Annotated in this window: 18 protein-coding genes; 11 read left to right on the top strand and 7 right to left on the bottom strand. The window is 70.6% G+C overall.

The features are described from left to right. The first annotated feature begins 323 nt into the window (after positions 1-323). From ACGFIV_RS35920 to ACGFIV_RS35910, 3 genes are read left to right on the top strand one after another with little or no spacing between them, the layout of a single operon-like run. On the top strand, positions 324-1,133 hold the full coding sequence (locus ACGFIV_RS35920) for a hypothetical protein (protein ID WP_358552832.1): 810 nt from the start codon (positions 324-326) through the stop codon (positions 1,131-1,133). Continuing rightward, positions 1,133-2,209 carry a glycosyltransferase gene (locus ACGFIV_RS35915; RefSeq protein ID WP_392839512.1) on the top strand — a complete coding sequence of 359 codons (1,077 nt, stop codon included), beginning with the start codon at positions 1,133-1,135 and terminating at the stop codon, positions 2,207-2,209. The genes ACGFIV_RS35920 and ACGFIV_RS35915 overlap by 1 nt, the downstream gene beginning before the upstream one ends. Before the next feature lie 47 nt (positions 2,210-2,256). Next, positions 2,257-2,538, top strand: coding sequence for a metal-sensitive transcriptional regulator (locus tag ACGFIV_RS35910; RefSeq protein ID WP_358552836.1), 282 nt, complete (start codon positions 2,257-2,259; stop codon positions 2,536-2,538). 115 nt (positions 2,539-2,653) lie between these two features. Here ACGFIV_RS35910 and ACGFIV_RS35905 read toward each other — a convergent pair whose 3' ends face one another. The 3 genes from ACGFIV_RS35905 to ACGFIV_RS35895 all read right to left on the bottom strand — a co-directional run bounded on the left by ACGFIV_RS35905 (position 2,654) and on the right by ACGFIV_RS35895 (position 5,013). After that, positions 2,654-2,842: a hypothetical protein gene (locus ACGFIV_RS35905; protein WP_358552896.1), complete on the bottom strand. Its 189-nt coding sequence runs from the start codon at positions 2,840-2,842 to the stop codon at positions 2,654-2,656. Positions 2,843-3,045: 203 nt separating this feature from the next. Continuing rightward, complete coding sequence (locus ACGFIV_RS35900; protein ID WP_392839509.1) at positions 3,046-4,398, bottom strand: hypothetical protein; 1,353 nt, start codon at positions 4,396-4,398, stop codon at positions 3,046-3,048. Between the two features lie 33 nt (positions 4,399-4,431). Next, on the bottom strand, positions 4,432-5,013 hold the full coding sequence (locus tag ACGFIV_RS35895; RefSeq protein WP_358552840.1) for a gamma carbonic anhydrase family protein: 582 nt from the start codon (positions 5,011-5,013) through the stop codon (positions 4,432-4,434). Between the two features lie 184 nt (positions 5,014-5,197). Between ACGFIV_RS35895 and ACGFIV_RS35890 the strand changes: the two genes are divergently transcribed. After that, a complete protein-coding gene (locus ACGFIV_RS35890; protein WP_358552842.1) occupies positions 5,198-6,568 on the top strand; it encodes a hypothetical protein in 1,371 nt (456 codons plus the stop codon). 103 nt (positions 6,569-6,671) lie between these two features. On the opposite strand, the gene ACGFIV_RS35885 is transcribed toward ACGFIV_RS35890, so the two are convergent. The 3 genes from ACGFIV_RS35885 to ACGFIV_RS35875 all read right to left on the bottom strand — a co-directional run bounded on the left by ACGFIV_RS35885 (position 6,672) and on the right by ACGFIV_RS35875 (position 8,463). Then, positions 6,672-6,896 (bottom strand): hypothetical protein, encoded by a 225-nt coding sequence (locus ACGFIV_RS35885; protein WP_358552844.1) that lies wholly within the window; start codon positions 6,894-6,896, stop codon positions 6,672-6,674. 125 nt (positions 6,897-7,021) lie between these two features. Beyond that, complete coding sequence (locus ACGFIV_RS35880; RefSeq protein ID WP_358552846.1) at positions 7,022-7,771, bottom strand: GntR family transcriptional regulator; 750 nt, start codon at positions 7,769-7,771, stop codon at positions 7,022-7,024. A gap of 152 nt (positions 7,772-7,923) precedes the next feature. Beyond that, the gene (locus tag ACGFIV_RS35875) at positions 7,924-8,463 is read right to left on the bottom strand and encodes a VanZ family protein (protein ID WP_392839506.1); all 540 of its coding nucleotides are present in this window, start codon (positions 8,461-8,463) and stop codon (positions 7,924-7,926) included. Positions 8,464-8,672: 209 nt separating this feature from the next. On the opposite strand from ACGFIV_RS35875, the gene ACGFIV_RS35870 reads away from it, so the two are divergent. Both ACGFIV_RS35870 and ACGFIV_RS35865 read left to right on the top strand, forming a co-directional pair. Continuing rightward, positions 8,673-9,032 (top strand): bifunctional 3-phenylpropionate/cinnamic acid dioxygenase ferredoxin subunit, encoded by a 360-nt coding sequence (locus ACGFIV_RS35870; protein ID WP_392839504.1) that lies wholly within the window; start codon positions 8,673-8,675, stop codon positions 9,030-9,032. Next, positions 9,029-10,144 carry an aromatic ring-hydroxylating dioxygenase subunit alpha gene (locus ACGFIV_RS35865; RefSeq protein ID WP_392839502.1) on the top strand — a complete coding sequence of 372 codons (1,116 nt, stop codon included), beginning with the start codon at positions 9,029-9,031 and terminating at the stop codon, positions 10,142-10,144. Before ACGFIV_RS35870 ends, ACGFIV_RS35865 begins: the two co-directional genes overlap by 4 nt. Before the next feature lie 11 nt (positions 10,145-10,155). On the opposite strand, the gene ACGFIV_RS35860 is transcribed toward ACGFIV_RS35865, so the two are convergent. Beyond that, positions 10,156-10,926, bottom strand: a complete 771-nt coding sequence (locus ACGFIV_RS35860; protein WP_392839500.1) for an IclR family transcriptional regulator — start codon at positions 10,924-10,926, stop codon at positions 10,156-10,158. 136 nt (positions 10,927-11,062) lie between these two features. Between ACGFIV_RS35860 and betA the strand changes: the two genes are divergently transcribed. The 5 genes from betA (at position 11,063) to ACGFIV_RS35835 (ending at position 17,878) form a co-directional block, all read left to right on the top strand. After that, the gene (gene betA, locus ACGFIV_RS35855) at positions 11,063-12,709 is read left to right on the top strand and encodes a choline dehydrogenase (RefSeq protein ID WP_392839498.1); all 1,647 of its coding nucleotides are present in this window, start codon (positions 11,063-11,065) and stop codon (positions 12,707-12,709) included. 9 nt (positions 12,710-12,718) lie between these two features. Next, positions 12,719-13,531 carry an IclR family transcriptional regulator gene (locus tag ACGFIV_RS35850; protein ID WP_358552858.1) on the top strand — a complete coding sequence of 271 codons (813 nt, stop codon included), beginning with the start codon at positions 12,719-12,721 and terminating at the stop codon, positions 13,529-13,531. A 155-nt stretch (positions 13,532-13,686) separates the two neighbouring features. Beyond that, the gene (locus ACGFIV_RS35845) at positions 13,687-14,748 is read left to right on the top strand and encodes a glycine betaine/L-proline ABC transporter ATP-binding protein (RefSeq protein WP_392839495.1); all 1,062 of its coding nucleotides are present in this window, start codon (positions 13,687-13,689) and stop codon (positions 14,746-14,748) included. A gap of 85 nt (positions 14,749-14,833) precedes the next feature. Beyond that, positions 14,834-16,813: an ABC transporter permease subunit gene (locus ACGFIV_RS35840; protein WP_392839493.1), complete on the top strand. Its 1,980-nt coding sequence runs from the start codon at positions 14,834-14,836 to the stop codon at positions 16,811-16,813. Between the two features lie 72 nt (positions 16,814-16,885). After that, positions 16,886-17,878 carry an ABC transporter substrate-binding protein gene (locus ACGFIV_RS35835; protein WP_358552862.1) on the top strand — a complete coding sequence of 331 codons (993 nt, stop codon included), beginning with the start codon at positions 16,886-16,888 and terminating at the stop codon, positions 17,876-17,878. Positions 17,879-17,968: the final 90 nt, after the last annotated feature.

The raw sequence follows: 17,968 nt of genomic DNA, 5'->3' as shown, positions 1-17,968 counted from the left end.
AGACGCGATCAACGAGAAGAAGAACAGCGGCCAGGCCAAGGAGTCGCTGGAGGTCGTGGACGTGGCCCAGCTCCTCATCACCTCGGTCAAGGGCCAGCCCGTGAAGGCCTGACAGGCCCACAGCGGCGGGCGTGCCGGTGGCCGTACGAAGATCATCGGCGCGCCCGTCCCCGCGCGGGAACGGACGGACGTCTCCGCCTGCGGGCGGCTGGGAAGCCACGCCCAACGGGCGAAAGACGGGGGCCGAAAACCTTTCTCCACATATCGGGAAAGTCACGGTAACCTCAACGTCGCGGGGCTCGATCGACGGGGAGGGAGCGCCGGTGCGCGTTGTCGTAACCGATGCCGAGGTCACCATGGCCGACGTCCTCTCGCTTCGCCTTGCCATCGAGGAGCCCCTGGCCGACGGCACGCAGCTCATCCTCCGGCAGCGGGGCACGGGGGTCGAAACCAAGATCGTGCTCGGCACCTCGGGAGCGGAGGTGCGCGAGGCCTCCGTCGCGGTGTCACTGGCGCCGCTCGGGCTCAGCCCCGGCCGCTGGGACGCCTACCTGCAGCAGGAGCCGCCCGCTGAGGAGCGCACCCGCACCCGCATCCAGTCCGTCGATCCGGGCTTCTCCCTCGACCGGCTGGACGCCTACGCGCTTAGCAGGCGCACCCTGTCCTACCGCGCCTATCGCACGCTCAACGGCTTCCTGGCCGTCAAGATCGCCCAGGCCGATCCGGTGGCCGACGTCCGCGCGGTGTGGTTCCGCGAGGGCCGTTTCGAGGTCACCGGGTTGCTGGCCTACACCGGGTTCGACGACGACGACGCGCACCACACCGCCCGCCTCGCCCTGCGCCGTACGGCCGGACCTGAGACGGCGGTCACGGCCGCCGCGACCGTGAAGGGGGTGCGGTTCCACGCCGCGCTGTCCCTCTGCGACGTCATCGCGGCCACGCCCGAGTACGAGGGGCTGTGGGAGCCGTCGCTGGAGGTGGACGGCATCGACGCGCCGCTGCCTCTGGGAGGGCGCATCGACGACGTCGACGGCAAGCGCCGCCGTGTGCACTACCCCGACACCAAGGTGGACGGCGTGCCGGTCCGCCCCTGCTACACCGCGGACGACGAGCTCCGTCTTGAGGTGGGCTGATGAAGATCTGCTTCCTGGTCCCCTCGGCGTACGGCATGCGCGGCGACACCCGGGCCGTGCTCAACCTCGCCACCGAGCTGGCTTCCCGGCACGAGGTGGAGATCGTCAGCGTCAGGAGGGTCCGGGAGACCCCCTTCTTCCCGGTCGACCCGCGGATCTCGCTGCGATGGCTCATCGACGCCCGTCCGGGCGTCCGCCACCTCCTGCCGCGGGGGCAGATGCGCACGGAGGTGGCGCTCTGGCGGACCCTTCGCGGCCTGCGCTGCGACCTGCTGGTGACCACGCGGCCGGGTCTCAGCGTGCAGGCGGCCCGGCACGTTCCACGCGAGACGGTGCGCGTCGCGCGCGAGTGGAGCCGCCCGGCCGTCCCCGGGCCGATCCGCAGGTTCTATCCCAAGCTGGACGCGGTAGTCACCTCCACTGGGACGGCCAAGGAGGAGTTCTCCCGGATCCTCGACGGCACGGACGGGCCGGCGATCCACGTCATCCCCGACGCCCTTCCCCAAGCGCCCTGGCCGCGCTCGCGCATGGACAACCGCGTCGTCTCGGCGGGCGGCAGATGGCTGCCAGGCAAGGCGTTCGACCGGCTCATCGAGGCCTTCGCGATCGTGACCGACAAGCGGCCTGACTGGCGGCTCCGCCTGTACGGGGGCGGTCCAGAGGAGAAGCGGCTCCGGGCACTGGTCGGCCGGCTCGACCTCCACAACAACGTCTACTTCATGGGCACCACCCCCGACCTGCAGGGGGAGTTCGCCAAGGCGTCGATCGTGGCCGTCACCTCGCACGCCGAGACGCCCGGCATGACGGTGATCGAGGCGCTCGGGTGCGGCGTCCCCGTGGTCGGGTTCGAGGGCACGCGCGGGCCCGGAGAGTTCGTGACGTCCGGCCACGACAGCGTGCTGGTGCCGCAGGGTGAGGAGGAGATCCAGGCGTACGCCTCGGCGATGCTGGCCCTGATCGACGACGAGCGCCGCCGCATGGTGCTGGCCGCCGGAGCGCTGGAGTCGGCCGCGGGTCACGCGGCCCCGGCCGTCGCGACCCGGTGGGAGGCGCTGGTGGGAAGCCTCCGGCCCTGACGTACGGCGTCCCGTGGGCGATACCCCGAAGAGGTATTCTGGCCATTATGCATGGGTACAGCGGAGACAAGCAGGCATATCTCACCAGGCTCCGGCGGATCGAGGGCCAGGTCCGCGGGCTCCAACGCATGGTCGAGGAGGATTCCTACTGCATCGACATCCTCACCCAGGTGTCGGCCGCAACGCGCGCCTTGCAGGCCGTGGCACTGGGGCTCCTGGAGGACCATATCGGTCACTGCGTGACGGATGCGATCAACGCCGGTGGACCCGAGGCCGAGGAGAAGGTCAAAGAGGCCTCCGCGGCCATCGCGAGGCTAGTGCGGTCGTAGCGGTTTTCGGGGGTTTCCCGGCCCGGCCGGACTAGTCCGGCAGAGTGGTCACGGGTCCTTTCGCAAAACCGTCCCGAACCCTTGAGGGAGTCCGGGACCAGTTCCGCGAGCATCTTCAGCGACTCACCGGAGTCCGCAATCCAAGCGCGTTGTCGAGCTCATCCAAGGTCAGCTCTCGCTCGCTGACAGCGACGGCGCTGAGCACCTCCGCGTAGAGCGCGATCTCGTCCAACGCGACACGGTCATGGACCCGTGAGTCCAGGTAGTCGTGCCCCACCGCGTCGTCCTTCCTTCCGCAGCCCACACCCACTCCGAGGTTACGACCGGGTCGCTTTCGAGGACATGGCCCATCGGGACCATTCGTCAGGGCGACCCGAGTCCTCGTGGAACCATTTCCCGGATCCGAGATCACAATTCAGCCAAATCCCCATATGGCTGGACGGGGAATGATATACGCGGGGTAAGTATGGAATAGCCTGATAAAGCGTTTAGATCATGGCACCCCGGTCACGTGTGGCGTATCCATTCCGATGAGGTTCCTGGGACTCCAGGAAGCGGATCATCGCGCTCGTGGATCAGGCAGCTGACCATCGCCGCGGATGTGGGGAAGCCGCGCGGGGGAGGCGCCGTACCGGTCAGCCGGCACCAGGCGAGCCCGGTCGCGTACCCGGCCCCCAGCAGAGCCGCCGCCGCTCCCCTGCCCGGCGGCCGCAGGGCCGCCGGAGGCTCGCCCTCCCGGGGCCAGCAGCCACGCAGAGGGTGACGGGGCTCGGAGAGCGTCACGTAGTACGTCTGCCGCAGTTCGGAGTCCAGCCATGGGTACAGCTGGGTGGCGACCCCCGGCGCCACATGCTTGACGTCGGCGGCCAGCAGCGACGCCGCCACCGCCCGGGGGTCGGCGCCGTGGGCGCTCACGAACGACAGCGCGTGCGCCATGTCGTACAACGTGTGCCGGAAATGCTCACCCGGCGAGGTCTCGGCGACGATCGCGCCCTCAAGGTGCGCCGGGCAGCGCGCGAGCCAGGCCCGCCGGATGGCCGCCACGTCCCAGGACGGGTGGTCCAGATAGGGCTGGGCCCGCAGGGGCTCCACCATCGCGAGCAGGGCGGCGGCGCGGGGACCGAACCGGGGATCGGCGAGCAGGACGCGGGCCGTGTCGGCCACCAGCCCGGAGAGGCGCATCGCGGCTCCCTGGGCCCCGGCGCCCAGCCGCTCGGCGTAGAGCGCGACCAGGGCTTCCAACGGCATCGGAGGCAGCCACCGCACCCAGTCGTCCCCCGGCAGCGGTCGCGCGAGGAACTCCCCGAACATCGACAGCAGCACCTCGTTGCCGTCGAACGCCGGGGCGTACGCGCACCACATGATGGTGCCCCACATCGTGGCCACCGTCGCCGGGACGTCGGCGTAGAACATCGAGCGAAGCGGCCCGACGACGTACGAGGCGTCCGGCTTCATCCCCCGGCCGGTGTCGAGCAGCGCCCGTAGCCGCTGGGTGACCTGGTGTGGCACGTCAGGGCCGACGAAGGCCTGGGTGGACCCCCGGTCGAAGGTGAGGTCGGCGGCCGTGGGCAGCAGGTGCTCGGGGATGAGCGGAGCCGGATGCGGGGGGCGCGCCGAGGCGCGGGCGCGGGGGCCGGCGGGAGGCGCGGACAGGTGCCACTGCCCGTCGGCCGGGTCGTGGCGGTACCAGCGGGCGTGGCGGCCGAACAGCCAGCAGCCGCCGTCGGGGGTGAGCAGCAGGCGGGCCGCCATCGCCTGCGCCTGGGTGTGTGCGGGGACGTCGGCCCAGCGCGGGTCCGCGATCATGACGCGGACATCCCGCTCGATCGCGTCGAAAGGGTCCCACTGCACGGCGGCCATGCTACTGGGGGCATGTCACAGACCCCCGCCCGTTCAGGCGCCGGGTCCGGGGGGCAGCGGGCGGGCGGCGCGGTGGCGGGCGGCCTTCTCCACGTAGGTGTCCGGCGTGCGGGCGAACGTGGCCCGGTCGCGGTCCGTCAGCTCGCGGACGACCGTGCCGGGGACCCCGGCGACCAGCACCCCGCTGGGGATCTTCTTGCCGGGCGTCACCACGCACCCGGCCGCGACCAGCGAGCCCGCCCCGATCCTCGCGCCGTTCAGCACGACGGCGCCGATGCCCACCAGCGCGCCGCTCTCGACATGCGCGCCGTGCACCACGGCGCGGTGGCCGAGGCTCACCCGGCTCTCCAGCACGGCGGGCAGGCCGGGGTCGGCGTGCAGGCAGCACAGATCCTGGATGTTGCACTCCTCACCCACCTCGATCGCCTCGTCCTCGCCGCGCAGCACCGCGCCATACCAGACGTTCGCGGCCCGCGCGAGCCGTACCCGGCCCACCACGACGGCGGTGGGGGCGACGTAGGCTTCGGGATGGATGGACGGCACACCGGTGTCGAGTGCCGCGATGTACGGCGAGGCCAGAGGCACCGCCGGGCCCGTGAAAGTCGGCTCGCTCATGAGATCGATGATCTCATGAGGCCCCCGGCCGGTTTCTCGGCCTTGCGACCGGTAGGCACTCATTCGACCGGAAGAGGTCAGGCGTTCGGGTTGCGGACTCGGACAGATGGCAGGAAAGTCGTGTCCTGACGTGTCGTTACCAATGCACGACCCCCACTCGATTCACGACCCCCAGGGCTCAGCCATGACGAACCAGCACGACAGCTTTCCCGACATGATGCACGAGGACCTCGGCTTCGAGGTGGTGATGCGTGGATACAGCCGCCGGCAGGTCCACGATCACATGGTCCGGACGCGCAACCAGATCCGTGATCTCGAAGAACGGCTGGCGCGGGCCATCGATCAGGCCGAGCAGGGCCGCATCGAGCTCGGAGAGGCCCGCCGCCGCCTGGCCGAGGCCCCTCAGGACTACGACGAGCTCGGCCAGCGGCTGAGCCAGATACTCAAGCTCGCCGAGGAGGAGGCGATCTCCAAGCGCGAGACCGCCGACACCGAGGCGACCAAGATGCGCGATGACGCCTCGGCCGAGTCCGAGCGCATCCTCACGGCCGCCCAGGCCGAGGCGGAGCGCCGCGTGGAGGAGGCGACGGACGCCGCCGAGCGCCTGCTGGCGCAGGCGGGCGCGGACGCCGAGGAGACGCTCGGCTCCGCGCGCGCCGAGTCCGAGGAGACCCTGCGCACGGCTCGCGCCGAGGCCGACCGGTCGCTCACCGCCGCGCGTCACGAGGCCGAGCGGCTGGTGTCCGAGGCGAACAACCAGGCCGAGGCGACCCTCGCGTCCGCCAAGGCCGACGCCGAGGCGACCGTGAAGGCGGCGCGGGCCGAGGCCGCCGACACGCTGGCCGCCGCGGGTGCGCGCGCCGACGCGCTCGACGAGCACACCGGCCGCCGGGTGACGTTCCTCACCGACACCCACACCGAGGTCATGCGCCGGCTCAACGAGATGGGCTCCGTGCTGACCGACCTGCTCCACCGTGAGGGCACCGCGGGCGCGCTGGTCGACGAGTCCGCCGTGCTGCCGCCCCGGCCTGTCCTGGGCTCCGTCGACGACCTGCGCCGCGACGATCCGATCCATGACGACGGCCCGGCCGCCGAGGAGCTGGAGTCCGTACGGGTCGTGCTCGACGCGGACGGCGACGACCGTCCCGGCCACGACGGCGCGGCGTTCGGTCCCGCCGACGTGCCGCACGTGCCCGGCGCCGACCACGCCGGCGAGGTCCACGGGCCCGGCGGCGCCTACTCACGCGACGGCGGCTACTCCGGTGACCTGGGCGACGCCCGCGACGCGAACGACGCGCACGCCGCCAACGACGTCCACAAGGACGACGACGAGGAAGGCGGGCGCGTGCACGTCCTTCGGGACGCCCATGACCTGCGCGACCCCAACGAGACGGTCGACGTCGGCGGGCGTGGCGACGTCGACCCGCGTCACGGCAACGACCACGAGGGGCCGGGCAAGGGGCGCGTCCGTAATTTCTTCGAGGAGACCGACGTCCACCTGAGCCGGGTTCCCGACCAGTCCGGCGGTGACGGGCTTCCCGCCCACCGGCAGTAGCGGGCGGCGTTCCGCGCGCCCGGGCCGTGGCGCCTGGCGGAAACCTCCGCCCCCGATCGGGTCGGAGGTTTCCGCGCTCTCCCGTCGCGGGCGTCGCCCGCGATCAGGTCTCGCGATCGATTGAGGGCATGCACTCCTGCTGCTCCAGCAGCCTCTCGCGCAGGCCCTCCGGATCATCGGCGTCGATCGTCATGGCACACCCCGCGTCACGTTCCTCCTCGGTGAGCGGGTGGTGCCGGGTGGCCCACCACCGCCCGGCGTCGCTCCTCCAGATAGTCCACTCGGGGAACTCCCGGGCGATTTCGGCGAGGTGCCGGTCAAACGACATCCCGTCCACCCTTCCCGCGGTGAGGGCCAGGTTTGTACCGTTCCCCCTCACGTTGAGGGACATCTCTAGAGAAATCAATGTTCGGGGTGGACAGGTCAACCTAACGCCCGACGCCGGGTCTTGACTCAGGCGTCGAAGTCGTACTGAAGTACATACGACGCCGCATCCATGATCATCTTGTTCAGCTCGACCGCCATGCCTCCGGTGGCGTACGCCGACCTGCACACCTCGATCACCGGGGTCCCGGCGGGCAGGCCCAGCTTGGCGGCCTCCTCCGGCGTGGGCATCCTCGCGCGCACCTCCTCGGTGAAGTGCGCGGGTGCGTGCCCGAGGTCGCGCAGTCGCGCGTAGACGCCGCCAGGGCCGGTGTCCTGTGCCGTGATCGACGATCCGGCGACGAGTTCGGCCGGAAAGTGGGATGCCGCGAGCTGCACCGCCCGTCCGTCCACGGAGTAGCGCCGCCGCCGTACCCAGACCTCGTCGCAGCCGAGCACCCGTGCCGCGTCGTCGGCCGCCGCCTCGCGGGTGATCGTGAGGTCGTCGACCGTGTACGGGCGGCCGGTCGTGTCGGAGTCCCAGATGGCCCTGCCCGCTCCCCACTGCTCGCGCGAGAGACGCCGGGACCCGTGCCGCCTGATCGGCCGGAACTGCCGTACGTAGACTCCCGAGCCGCGCCTCGGCACGGCCACGCCTTCGTTGATGAGGACGGCGAGCGCCTGTCTCGCCGTGGCACGGGCTATGCCGTACTCGGACATGAGGGCGTTCTCGCCCGGCAGCCGGTCCCCATCGCGGAACTCGCCGTTGACGATCGCCTGGCGCAGGCGATCGGCGATCCGGCGATAGATCGGGGGTTCGTGAGGTACCGGGGATTCCATCACGCTTTATCACCCTCAGTCACCAAAGCCGGTCCGCGTCTCCAGAGAACTTGCCCCGCCTTGTCCACGATCGCACAGATACGCAGGTTGGTCCCGTGCTTCTTTTGCGCGAATCGTGCCCGTGTGGTGATCTTCGGGTCTTTCCGGTGCCGTTACTGTGGACCGGTCCCAACCGTGATCGGCCTGGCGTGCCATGGCCGGGTCGCGAGGGCCGCGAGCACGGCTCCCGCAGCGTTGAGGAGGACGTCGTCCACCGACGACACGCGGCCGAGCCGCAGGCCGTACTGGAGCGCCTCCACCGTGACCGACAGCGCCCCGGCGAGGAGGGCGACGCGCCACAGGCGGGCGAAGCGCGGCGAGCGGATCGGCAGCAGCGCGCCCAGCGCGGCGAAGACCAGGAGATTCCCTCCCACCTGCGCGAACGCCGATCCGAACGGACCGTCCGCCAGTTCGGCGAGATCGCGCAGGGGCACGAGACTGACCCCCGAGGCGGTGCCGGGCGTGAGGATCATCCACAGCCAGGGAAGGGTGCCGGCGACGGTGAAGACGTCCGCGTATGCGGTGCGCGCGGGGTGCGGACGGCCCCGGCGGGCGCGCCACCGGGCCAGCAGATGAGCCGCGAGGACAGCGACAGGCAGGCATAAAACTGTGGCTAAGACGACATATCCCCAGAGGTGCAACTCAAGCCGCATGGCGGACATCCTTCCGGATGGCGACTCGTCGCCGGGAAGAAATCCCGGCGTGCGCGCGAGGCCGCTCGGGTAACAGGAAGCTGGCTTCGGAGGAAGACCCCTCCCACGCCGCCCGCCCCCGGCGGTGTATTGACAGGCGGCTCACCTGGGACGCAATCTGTTGCGCATAGCGAGTCCCGTTCCGCAATTCACAACTGAGGGGTATCCGCGTGATCCCAGCGTGTCCCCTCGCGGCGCTGCCGCGGGGCGAGGCCCATCGGCTCGACATCGATCCGCCCGTGGCGGTGTTCCATACCGGCGACGGCGAGATCTACGCCGTCGACGACACCTGCACGCACCAGGACGCCTCGCTCTCCGACGGGTGGCTGGAAGGCTGCGAGATCGAGTGCCCGCTCCACTCCAGCCGGTTCGACCTGCGGACCGGTCAGGTGGACAGCCCGCCCGCCAAGCTCGCCGTGCGCACCCACGGAGTCGTGGTCGAGGACGGGATGATCTACGTGGTGCCGTCCGACGCGCCCCCCAACCTCCCGCCGGGCGTGACGGCGGGGCGGCCGAGGAGTGACTCGTGAGCACATCGAGCCTGCTCGCCACGCTCGCCGGCGGCCTGTACGCCGACGAGAACGTCTTCGCCCTCGAACAGCAGCGCATCTTCGAGTCGATGTGGTTCTGCGTGGCCAGGGCGGACGACCTCGGCAAGCCCGGCGCGTTCCGCACCGTCCAGGTCGGCCGCGAGAACCTCATCGTCAGCCGCGCGAGGGACGGCTCGATCCGCGCGTTCCTCAACGTCTGCCGGCACCGGGGCGCCCGCATCTGCACGGAGGAGGCAGGCGAGGTCCGGCGGGCCTTCCAGTGCGCGTACCACGCGTGGACGTACGACCTCGAAGGCAAGCTGATCGCGGCGCCGAACCTCACCAAGATGCCCGACATCGACCGGGTCGAGTACGGCCTGGTCAACGTGCACGTGCGCGAGTGGATCGGGTACGTCTGGGTGTGCCTGGCCGACGAGCCCCCCTCGTTCGAGGAGGACGTGCTCGGGGCCGTCGTGACCCGGCTCGGCGACCTGGCCTCGATCGAGAACTACGGCATCGAGAACCTCAAGGTCGGCCGCAGGATCGTCTACGACGTCAGGGCGAACTGGAAGCTGATCGTCGAGAACTTCATGGAGTGCTACCACTGCGCGACGATCCACCCCGAGCTCACCGAGGTGCTGCCCGAGTTCGCCGACGGGTACGCGGCGCAGTACTTCGTGGGCCACGGCGCCACCTTCGGCTCGGGCATCGAGGGGTTCACGGTCGACGGCTCGCCGGGGGTCGACCGCATCCCGGGCGTGAGCGACGAGCAGGACCGCCGCTACTACGCGATCACCATCAAGCCGCAGGTCTTCGTCAACCTCGTGCCCGACCACGCGATCGTGCACCGCATGTTCCCGCTCTCGGCCGACCGTACGGTCGTGGAGTGCGACTGGCTGTTCCTCCCCGAGGTCGTGGACGGTGGGAAGGACCTCGGCCCGTCCGTCGAGCTCTTCCACAAGGTCAACGTGCAGGACTTCGACGCGTGCGAGCGCTGCCAGCCGGCGATGAGCTCCCGCGCGTACGCGAACGGCGGCGTGCTCGTGCCGAGCGAGCACCACATCGCGGAATTCCACGACTGGGTCGCGGGGAAGCTCGGCCTTGGCCGCTGAACGCCCGGCCCTCAGCCGGAGAACCCCAGGCGGTGGCTGATGTCGGCGGCGCCGTCGATCAGGACGGGTGCGAGCTCGTGGATCCGCTTCTCGCTGAAGCGGTAGGCGGGCCCGGACGCGCTGACGGCCGCCACCACCTCCCCGTCGTACGACCGGATGGCGGCGGCCATGGCGTTCAGCCCGACCTCGTACTCCTCCAGGGTCACGGCGTAGCCCCTTGCCCTGGCCTCGTCGAGCTGCGGCGCCAGCTTGGCGACCGAGGTCACGGTCGCCGGGGTGAAGCGCTGAAGTCCGGCCGCGGACAGCAGGTGGTCGCGGTGCCGCTCGTCCAGGTGGGCCAGCAGGACCTTGCCGCTGGAGGTGGCGTGGAGCGGGGTGAGCTGCCCGACCCAGTTGTACGCCGTGACCGCCGACGGGCCGCGCACCTGGTCGAGGTTGACGGCGTAGTGGGCGCGCACGACGGCGATGTTGACGGTCTCGCCGATCTCCTCGGCCAGGCGCCGGCAGACCGGACGGCCCTGCTGGGTGAGGTCGAGGCGGGACGCGACCCCGCCGGCGAGGCGGATGACGCCGAAGCTGAGCCGGTACTTCCCGCGGTCCTCGGCCTGCTCGACGAGGCTCCTGGCCTCAAGGGCGCCGAGGAGCCGGAAGGCCGTCGACTTGTGGACGCCGATCTCCGCCGCGATCTCGCTGACACCGGCCTCGCCGCGCTGGGAGAGGATCTCCAGCACGCTGATGGCCCGGTCGACCGACTGCACGCCGGCCGAGGAATCGTTGCCCATAGCTGGGGACTGTAGGCGGGACGGCAGGGTGACGTCCATTTGGGCGGCTGGTTCGGGATGGTTGCGCATAATGCACTGTTGTGTGTCAATCGCTACAAGCGAAGTTCAAGCTACGCGTGAGCGAGGCGAGGCAGGAATGTACGACTTCGTCATCGTCGGTGGTGGGTCGGCCGGATGCGCCCTGGCGAACCGGCTGTCCGCGGATCCCTCCGTCCGGGTGCTGGTCCTGGAGGCCGGCCGCTCGGACTTCTCCTGGGATGTCTTCATCCACATGCCCGCCGCGCTGATGTTCCCCATCGGCAGCCGGTTCTACGACTGGAAGTACGAGTCGGAGCCCGAGCCGCACATGAACGGCCGCCGCATCTACCACGCGCGCGGCAAGGTGCTGGGCGGGTCGAGCAGCATCAACGGCATGATCTTCCAGCGGGGCAACCCGCTCGACTACGAGCGCTGGGGCGCCGACCCGGGCATGGAGACCTGGGACTACGCGCACTGCCTGCCGTACTTCAAGCGCATGGAGAACGCCACTGCCGACCCGGGCACCGCCTTCCGCGGGCATGACGGGCCCCTCGTGCTCGAACGCGGTCCCGCGTCCGGCCCGCTGTTCGACGCCTTCTTCGAGGCCGTGCGGCAGGCGGGCTACCCCCTCACCGACGACGTGAACGGCTTCCGCCAGGAGGGTTTCGCGGCCTTCGACCGGAACATCCGCCGGGGGCGCCGCCTGTCCGCCGCCCGCGCGTACCTGCACCCGGTCAAGCGGCGCCCCAACCTGGAGATCAGGACGCGGGCCTTCGTCACGAAGATCCTCTTCGAGGGGAAGCGCGCCGTCGGCGTGGAGTACGACGGCAGGACCGTACGGGCGGGCGAGGTGATCCTCTGCGGTGGGGCGATCAACTCGCCGCAACTGCTCCAGCTCTCCGGGGTGGGCGACGCCGCCGAACTGAAGGCCGCCGGCGTGGAGCCCGTCCACGACCTGCCGGGGGTGGGGAGGAACCTGCAGGACCACCTGGAGGTCTACGTCCAGTACGGATGCAGGCGGCCGGTGTCGGTGCAGCCCGCGATGAAGTGGCGCAACCGCCCGTGGGTCGGGGCGCGGTGGCTGTTCCTGCGCAGCGGCCCCGGGGCCACCAACCACTTCGAGGCGGGCGGCTTCACGCGGAGCAACGAGGACGTCGCCTACCCGAACCTGATGTTCCACTTCCTGCCCCTCGCCGTGCGGTACGACGGCTCGGCCCCGGCGGGCGGGCACGGCTACCAGGTCCACATCGGCCCCATGTACTCCGACGCGCGCGGCTCTGTGAAGATCCGGAGCACCGACCCCCGGGTGCGCCCCGCGCTGCGCTTCAACTACCTGTCGACCGACCAGGACCGGCGCGAGTGGGTGGAGGCGGTCCGCGTCGCGCGTGACATCCTCAACCAGCGCGCCATGGACGACTTCAACGCGGGCGAGCTGTCGCCAGGCCCCTCGGTCCAGACCGACCAGGAGATCCTCGACTGGGTGGCACGGGACGGCGAGACCGCCCTGCACCCCTCGTGTACGGCACGCATGGGCGTGGGGGAGGACGCCGTGGTGGACCCGCGGACCATGCGGGTGCACGGCCTCGCGGGGTTGCGCGTGGTGGACGCCTCGGTCATGCCGTACGTCACCAACGGCAACATCTACGCCCCCGTGATGATGGTGGCCGAGAAGTCCGCCGACCTGATCCTCGGCACCACCCCGCTGCCGCCGGAGCACGTCGAGTTCTACCGCCATCCCGGCCGGGCCGATGCGCCTGCTGAATAGGGTTGTGCCATGGGCAACGACGAACGCGACAGCGCCGGCGTGCAGTCCGTCGACCGCGCGCTGTCGGTTCTGAAACTGCTGGCCCGCCACGGGGAGCTCGGTGTCAGCGAGCTCGCGGCCGAGCTCGGCGTGCACCGTTCCACGGCCTTCCGGCTCCTCGCCACCCTGGAGAACCACGACCTGGTCCACCAGAACGACGAGCGCGGGCGCTACCGGCTCGGCGTCGGCGTCCTGCGGCTCGCGGGCGCGACCACCGCGCGGCTCGACGTCGTGCGGGAGGGGCGCCCGGTCGGCACCCGGCTCGCGGCGGAGGTGGGCGAGACCGTCAACATCGCCATCCTCGACCGCGACGAGGCGCTCTACCTCGACCAGATGACCGGCACGTCGGCGTTGCAGGCGCACAACTGGACGGGCCGGCGCATCGCGCTGCACGCCACCTCCAACGGCAAGGTGCTGCTCGCCCACGCCCCCGATGGGCGGTTCGAGGAGGTCACGGCCGTGGCGCTCCCGCGGTTCACCGAGCGCACCCTCACCGACGTCGCCCACCTGCGCGAGGAGCTCGACGCGGTGCGCGAACGCGGCTTCGCGACGGCCGTCGACGAGCTGGAGCTCGGCCTGACCGCCGTCGCCGCCCCGGTGTTCGGAGCCGACGGGGCGGTCGTCGCCTCGCTCAGCGCCTCTGGGCCCACGTTCCGGCTGCCCGCCGAGCGGCTCCCGTCCGTCGCCGCCCAGGTGGTGGCCGCCGCCACCGAGATCTCTTCACGTCTGGGGTGGTACGGCCGTGCGGGTTTCGGCCACCAAGGGAAACGCGGCAAGCCTTGACGGGGCTGACGCCAGGGTTGATTCTGTTCCTCGTTGAGCATTCCGGTGCGTGATACGCAACCAGAAGGCAAATGAGAGGTCCGTGGCAGATCTCTGTCGCGGTGGCAGCTGGAGGGCGTGACCGGCCTCCACCCCCCTCGAACCGCGAGGTGACCATGACCGCGACGTCGCCGGCCGAACTCTCGCAGCCCTCCATGGACGAGGAGCCGGTGATCCTCGATGTGCGCGGCCTGTGGAAGGTCTTCGGCCCCCGGGCCGGCCGGGTGGCGGGCACGCCGCTCGCGGAGCTCTCCCGTGCCGAGCTGAAGGAGCGCACGGGCTGCGTGGCGGCGGTGCGCGACGCCTCCTTCGCCGTACGGCGCGGCGAGGTCTTCGTCGTCATGGGATTGTCGGGCTCGGGTAAGTCGACGCTCGTCCGCTGCCTGACCCGGCTGGTCGAGCCCAGCGCCGGTGAGGTGCTGCTGGACGGCGCCGACATCCGCAAGGCCGGGGACAAGGAGCTGCGCGAACTGCGCCGGCACCGGTTCGCGATGGTCTTCCAGCACTTCGGCCTGCTGCCGCACCGGCGCGTGCTGGACAACATCTCCTATGGCCTTGAGATCCAGGGCATGAAGAAGGGCCCCCGCCACCGGCGGGCGAGCGAGATGCTCGACCTCGTCGGGCTGGCCGGATACGGCGACTCCTATCCCGACCAGCTCTCGGGCGGCATGCAGCAGCGGGTGGGCCTCGCCCGCGCCCTGGCGGTCGACCCCGAGGTGCTGTTCTTCGACGAGCCGTTCTCGGCCCTCGACCCGCTGATCCGCCGCGACATGCAGAACGAGGTCATCCGCCTGCACCGCGAGGTCGGCAAGACGATGATCTTCATCACGCACGACCTGAGCGAGGCGCTCAAGCTCGGTGACCGCATCCTGGTCATGCGCGACGGCGAGATCGTCCAGACCGGGACGCCCGACGAGGTGGTGGGCGCCCCCGCCGACGACTACGTGCGGGACTTCGTGAGCGAGGTGTCCCGCTCGCACGTGCTGACCCTCAAGTGGATCATGAGGCCGCCCGGCGACGGTGAGGCGCTGGACGGCCCGGAGCTGGGTCCCGGCGTCGTCATCAGGGACGCCGTCCACACCATCCTGCGCGCCGACCGCCCGGTGCGGGTGGTGTCGGCCGGAAAACTGCTCGGCGTCGTCGGAAGCGCCGAGATCCTTGAGGTGATCGCCGAGTGAGCGCGCCCGTCGAGAGCCCGCGAGGACGTCGCGGGGTGAGCGCACCCGTGGACGGCCCCCGAGCACGTCAAGGGGTGTACGCCAGGTGACGGCGACGGCGACGGCGCGCAGGCCGGTGTGGTCACGCCCGTACCTGCTGGTGGGGATCCTCGCCGCCTGGATCCTGCTGTGGGCGTTCTTCCGGGGGCAGGCCACCCTGCCGCTCGGTGGCGCCGAGCTGACCCCCCTGCACGAACGGATCAGCCGGGCCGCGAACGCCATCGACGACAGCCGGAACGAGAACCCGTTCTTCCTGTACTTCGTCAACTACATCAGGCTCTTCATCAACGAGTTCGTGAGGTTCATCCAGGCGCTGATCAGCCGGCCGTCCTTCGGCCGCCCGGTGCCGGTGGCCGGGTGGCTCGGCGTCGTCGGCGTCGCCACGGCGGTCGCGTGGCTGTACGGGAGCCTCAGGGTCGCGCTGCTGACCGTGGCCGGCTTCGTCTCCTTCGGGCTGCTCGGCCTGTGGGAGGAGAGCATGGACACCCTGGCGCTCACGCTGGCCGCCGTCGTGCTTTCGCTCGCCATCGGGATCCCGCTGGGGGTCTGGGCGGGGCTGAACGACCGGTTCAACCGGTTCGTCAATCCGGTGCTCGACTTCATGCAGACGATGCCGACGTTCGTGTACCTCGCGCCGCTCACGCTGTTCTTCCTCATCGGACCGGCCAGCGCCACCGTGGCGACGATGATCTACGCGATCCCGCCCGCGATCCGCATCACCGCGCACGCGATCAGAGAGGTGCCCGCGACCACCGTGGAGGCGGGCACGTCGCTGGGGTCGACCCCGTGGCAGCTCCTCGGCAAGGTGCGGCTCCCGCTGGCCAAGCGGACCATCGTCGTCGGCGTCAACCAGACCATCATGGCCGCGCTCTCCATGGCCACGATCGCCGCGCTGATCGACGCGCCGGGACTCGGCAAGACCGTGCTCAAGGCGCTGGAGACGCTGGACGTCGGCACGTCGTTCAACGCCGGCCTCGCCATCGTGATCATGGCGATCGTGCTCGACCGGGTGACGTCGGCGGCCGGCCGCAGCGTCGAGGCCGCCCACCGCGCGGGCCGGGCACGCAGGCCGCTCTGGCGCCGCGTCCAGGTGGCCGTGGTGACGGCCGTCACCGCCGTGCTGGTCTACCTGTCGCACGTCTACGTATGGGCCGCGGAGTTCCCCGGCGAGGCGGACGCCGGCTCGTACGTCCGCAGGGCCGCCGACGCGGCGAGCCAGTGGGCGCAGGCCAACCTGTATCCCTACACCAACGGCTTCAAGAACCTCGTGACGTACGGCCTGCTCAACCCGTTCGAGGCGGTGCTGGCCGGGTCGCCGTGGTGGCTGGTGCTGCTCGTGGTGACCGTGACCGCGCTGGTCCTCGCCACCGTACGGGTCGCGGTGGTGTGCGCCGCGTGCCTCGCCCTGCTGGTGGCGCTCGGGCTGTGGCAGGACAGCATGGTGACGCTGGCCGCGACGCTCGTGGCCGCCGTGCTGGTGATGGCGCTGGGCATCGCGGCCGGGGTCTGGATGGGACGCGACGACCGCGCCGACCGGGTGATACGCCCGGTGCTGGACGCCGGCCAGACCATGCCCGCGTTCGTGTACCTCGTACCGATCCTCGGCCTGTTCGGCGCCACCCGGTTCACGGCGATCATCGCGGCCGTCTTCTACGCCGCGCCCGTGGCGACCAAACTCGTCGCCGACGGGATCAGGGGCGTCTCCGCGAGCGCGGTGGAGGCCGCCACGGCCGCGGGGTCGAGCACGTGGCAGATCATCTCCAAGGTGCAGGTGCCGATGGCGCGCAGCGCCGTCACCCTCGCCGCGAGCCAGGGGCTCTGCTACGTGCTCGCCATGGTGGTGGTGGGCGGCCTGGTGGGCGCGGGGGCGCTCGGCTACGACGTGGTGTCGGGATTCTCCCAGCTCCAGTTGCGCGGCAAGGGTCTGGCGGCGGGCCTCGCGATCGTCGTGCTCGGCACCATGCTGGCCGCGATCACCAAGGCCGCGGCCCGGCGCGCCGACGCCGCCGCCCACGGGAGGCACTAGCGGAAGTTCGGAAGGGCCCGTCACGGGCGGACATCGGCCGTCGCAGGCGGCTTTCGACACAGGAGGACCCTGGTGAAAGTGGTGAGAGTTTCGAGGATCGCACGGCCGCGGGCGGTGGTGCTCGTGGCGGCCGCCGGCCTCCTCGTCTCCGCGTGCGGTGGCGCGAAGGTGGGAGAGACCCCGTCCGCCTCGGGGACGGCGCCGGCGGCGAAGGCGTGCGGAGCCGTGAACATCGCGATCAACCCCTGGGTCGGGTACGAGGCCAACGCGGCGGTGATCGCGTACGTGGCCGAGAAGGAGCTCGGCTGCCAGGTCACGAAGAAGGACCTCAAGGAGGAGGTCGCCTGGCAGGGCTTCGCGACCGGCGAGGTCGACGCGGTCGTGGAGAACTGGGGCCACGACGACCTGAAGAAGAAGTACATCGAGGACCAGAAGGTCGCGGTCGACGCCGGCCCGACCGGGAACAAGGGCGTCATCGGCTGGTACGTGCCGCCGTGGATGGCCGAGAAGTACCCCGACATCACCGACTGGAAGAACCTCGACAAGTACGCCGACCTGTTCAGGACCTCCGAGTCCGGCGGCAAGGGGCAACTGCTCGACGGCGATCCCTCCTTCGTCACCAACGACGCGGCCCTGGTCAAGAACCTCGACCTGAACTACAAGGTCGTCTACGCCGGCAGCGAGGCGGCGCTGATCACCGGGTTCCGGCAGGCGGAGGCCCAGAAGAAGCCGATGATCGGGTACTTCTACGAGCCGCAGTGGTTCCTGTCGGAGGTCAAGCTGGTCAAGGTCGACCTGCCCGGGTACACCGACGGGTGCGACGCCGACGCCGCGAAGGTCGCCTGCGACTACCCGCCGTACGAGCTGGACAAGATAGTGAGCAAGAGGTTCGCGGATGCGGGCGGCCCGGCGTACCAGCTCGTCAAGAACTTCACCTGGACCAACGACGACCAGAACCTCGTGGCGAAGTACATCTCCGAGGACAAGATGTCGCCCGAGGACGCCGCCGAGAAGTGGGTCACCGACAACCCCGGCAAGGTGAAGGCCTGGCTCCCCACAAGCTAATGGAAGCTACCGGGTCGGCTGATCGGGCAGACTCGGTGCCTGGTAGCCGCGAGTGAGTGAGTACTTCCAACCGCTGGACCGATCTTGAGT

Origin of the sequence: Sphaerisporangium sp. NPDC049003 (assembly GCF_043197795.1) — a bacterium.
GTDB lineage: Bacteria > Actinomycetota > Actinomycetes > Streptosporangiales > Streptosporangiaceae > Sphaerisporangium.
This window is presented reverse-complemented; position numbering and strand designations above follow the sequence as displayed.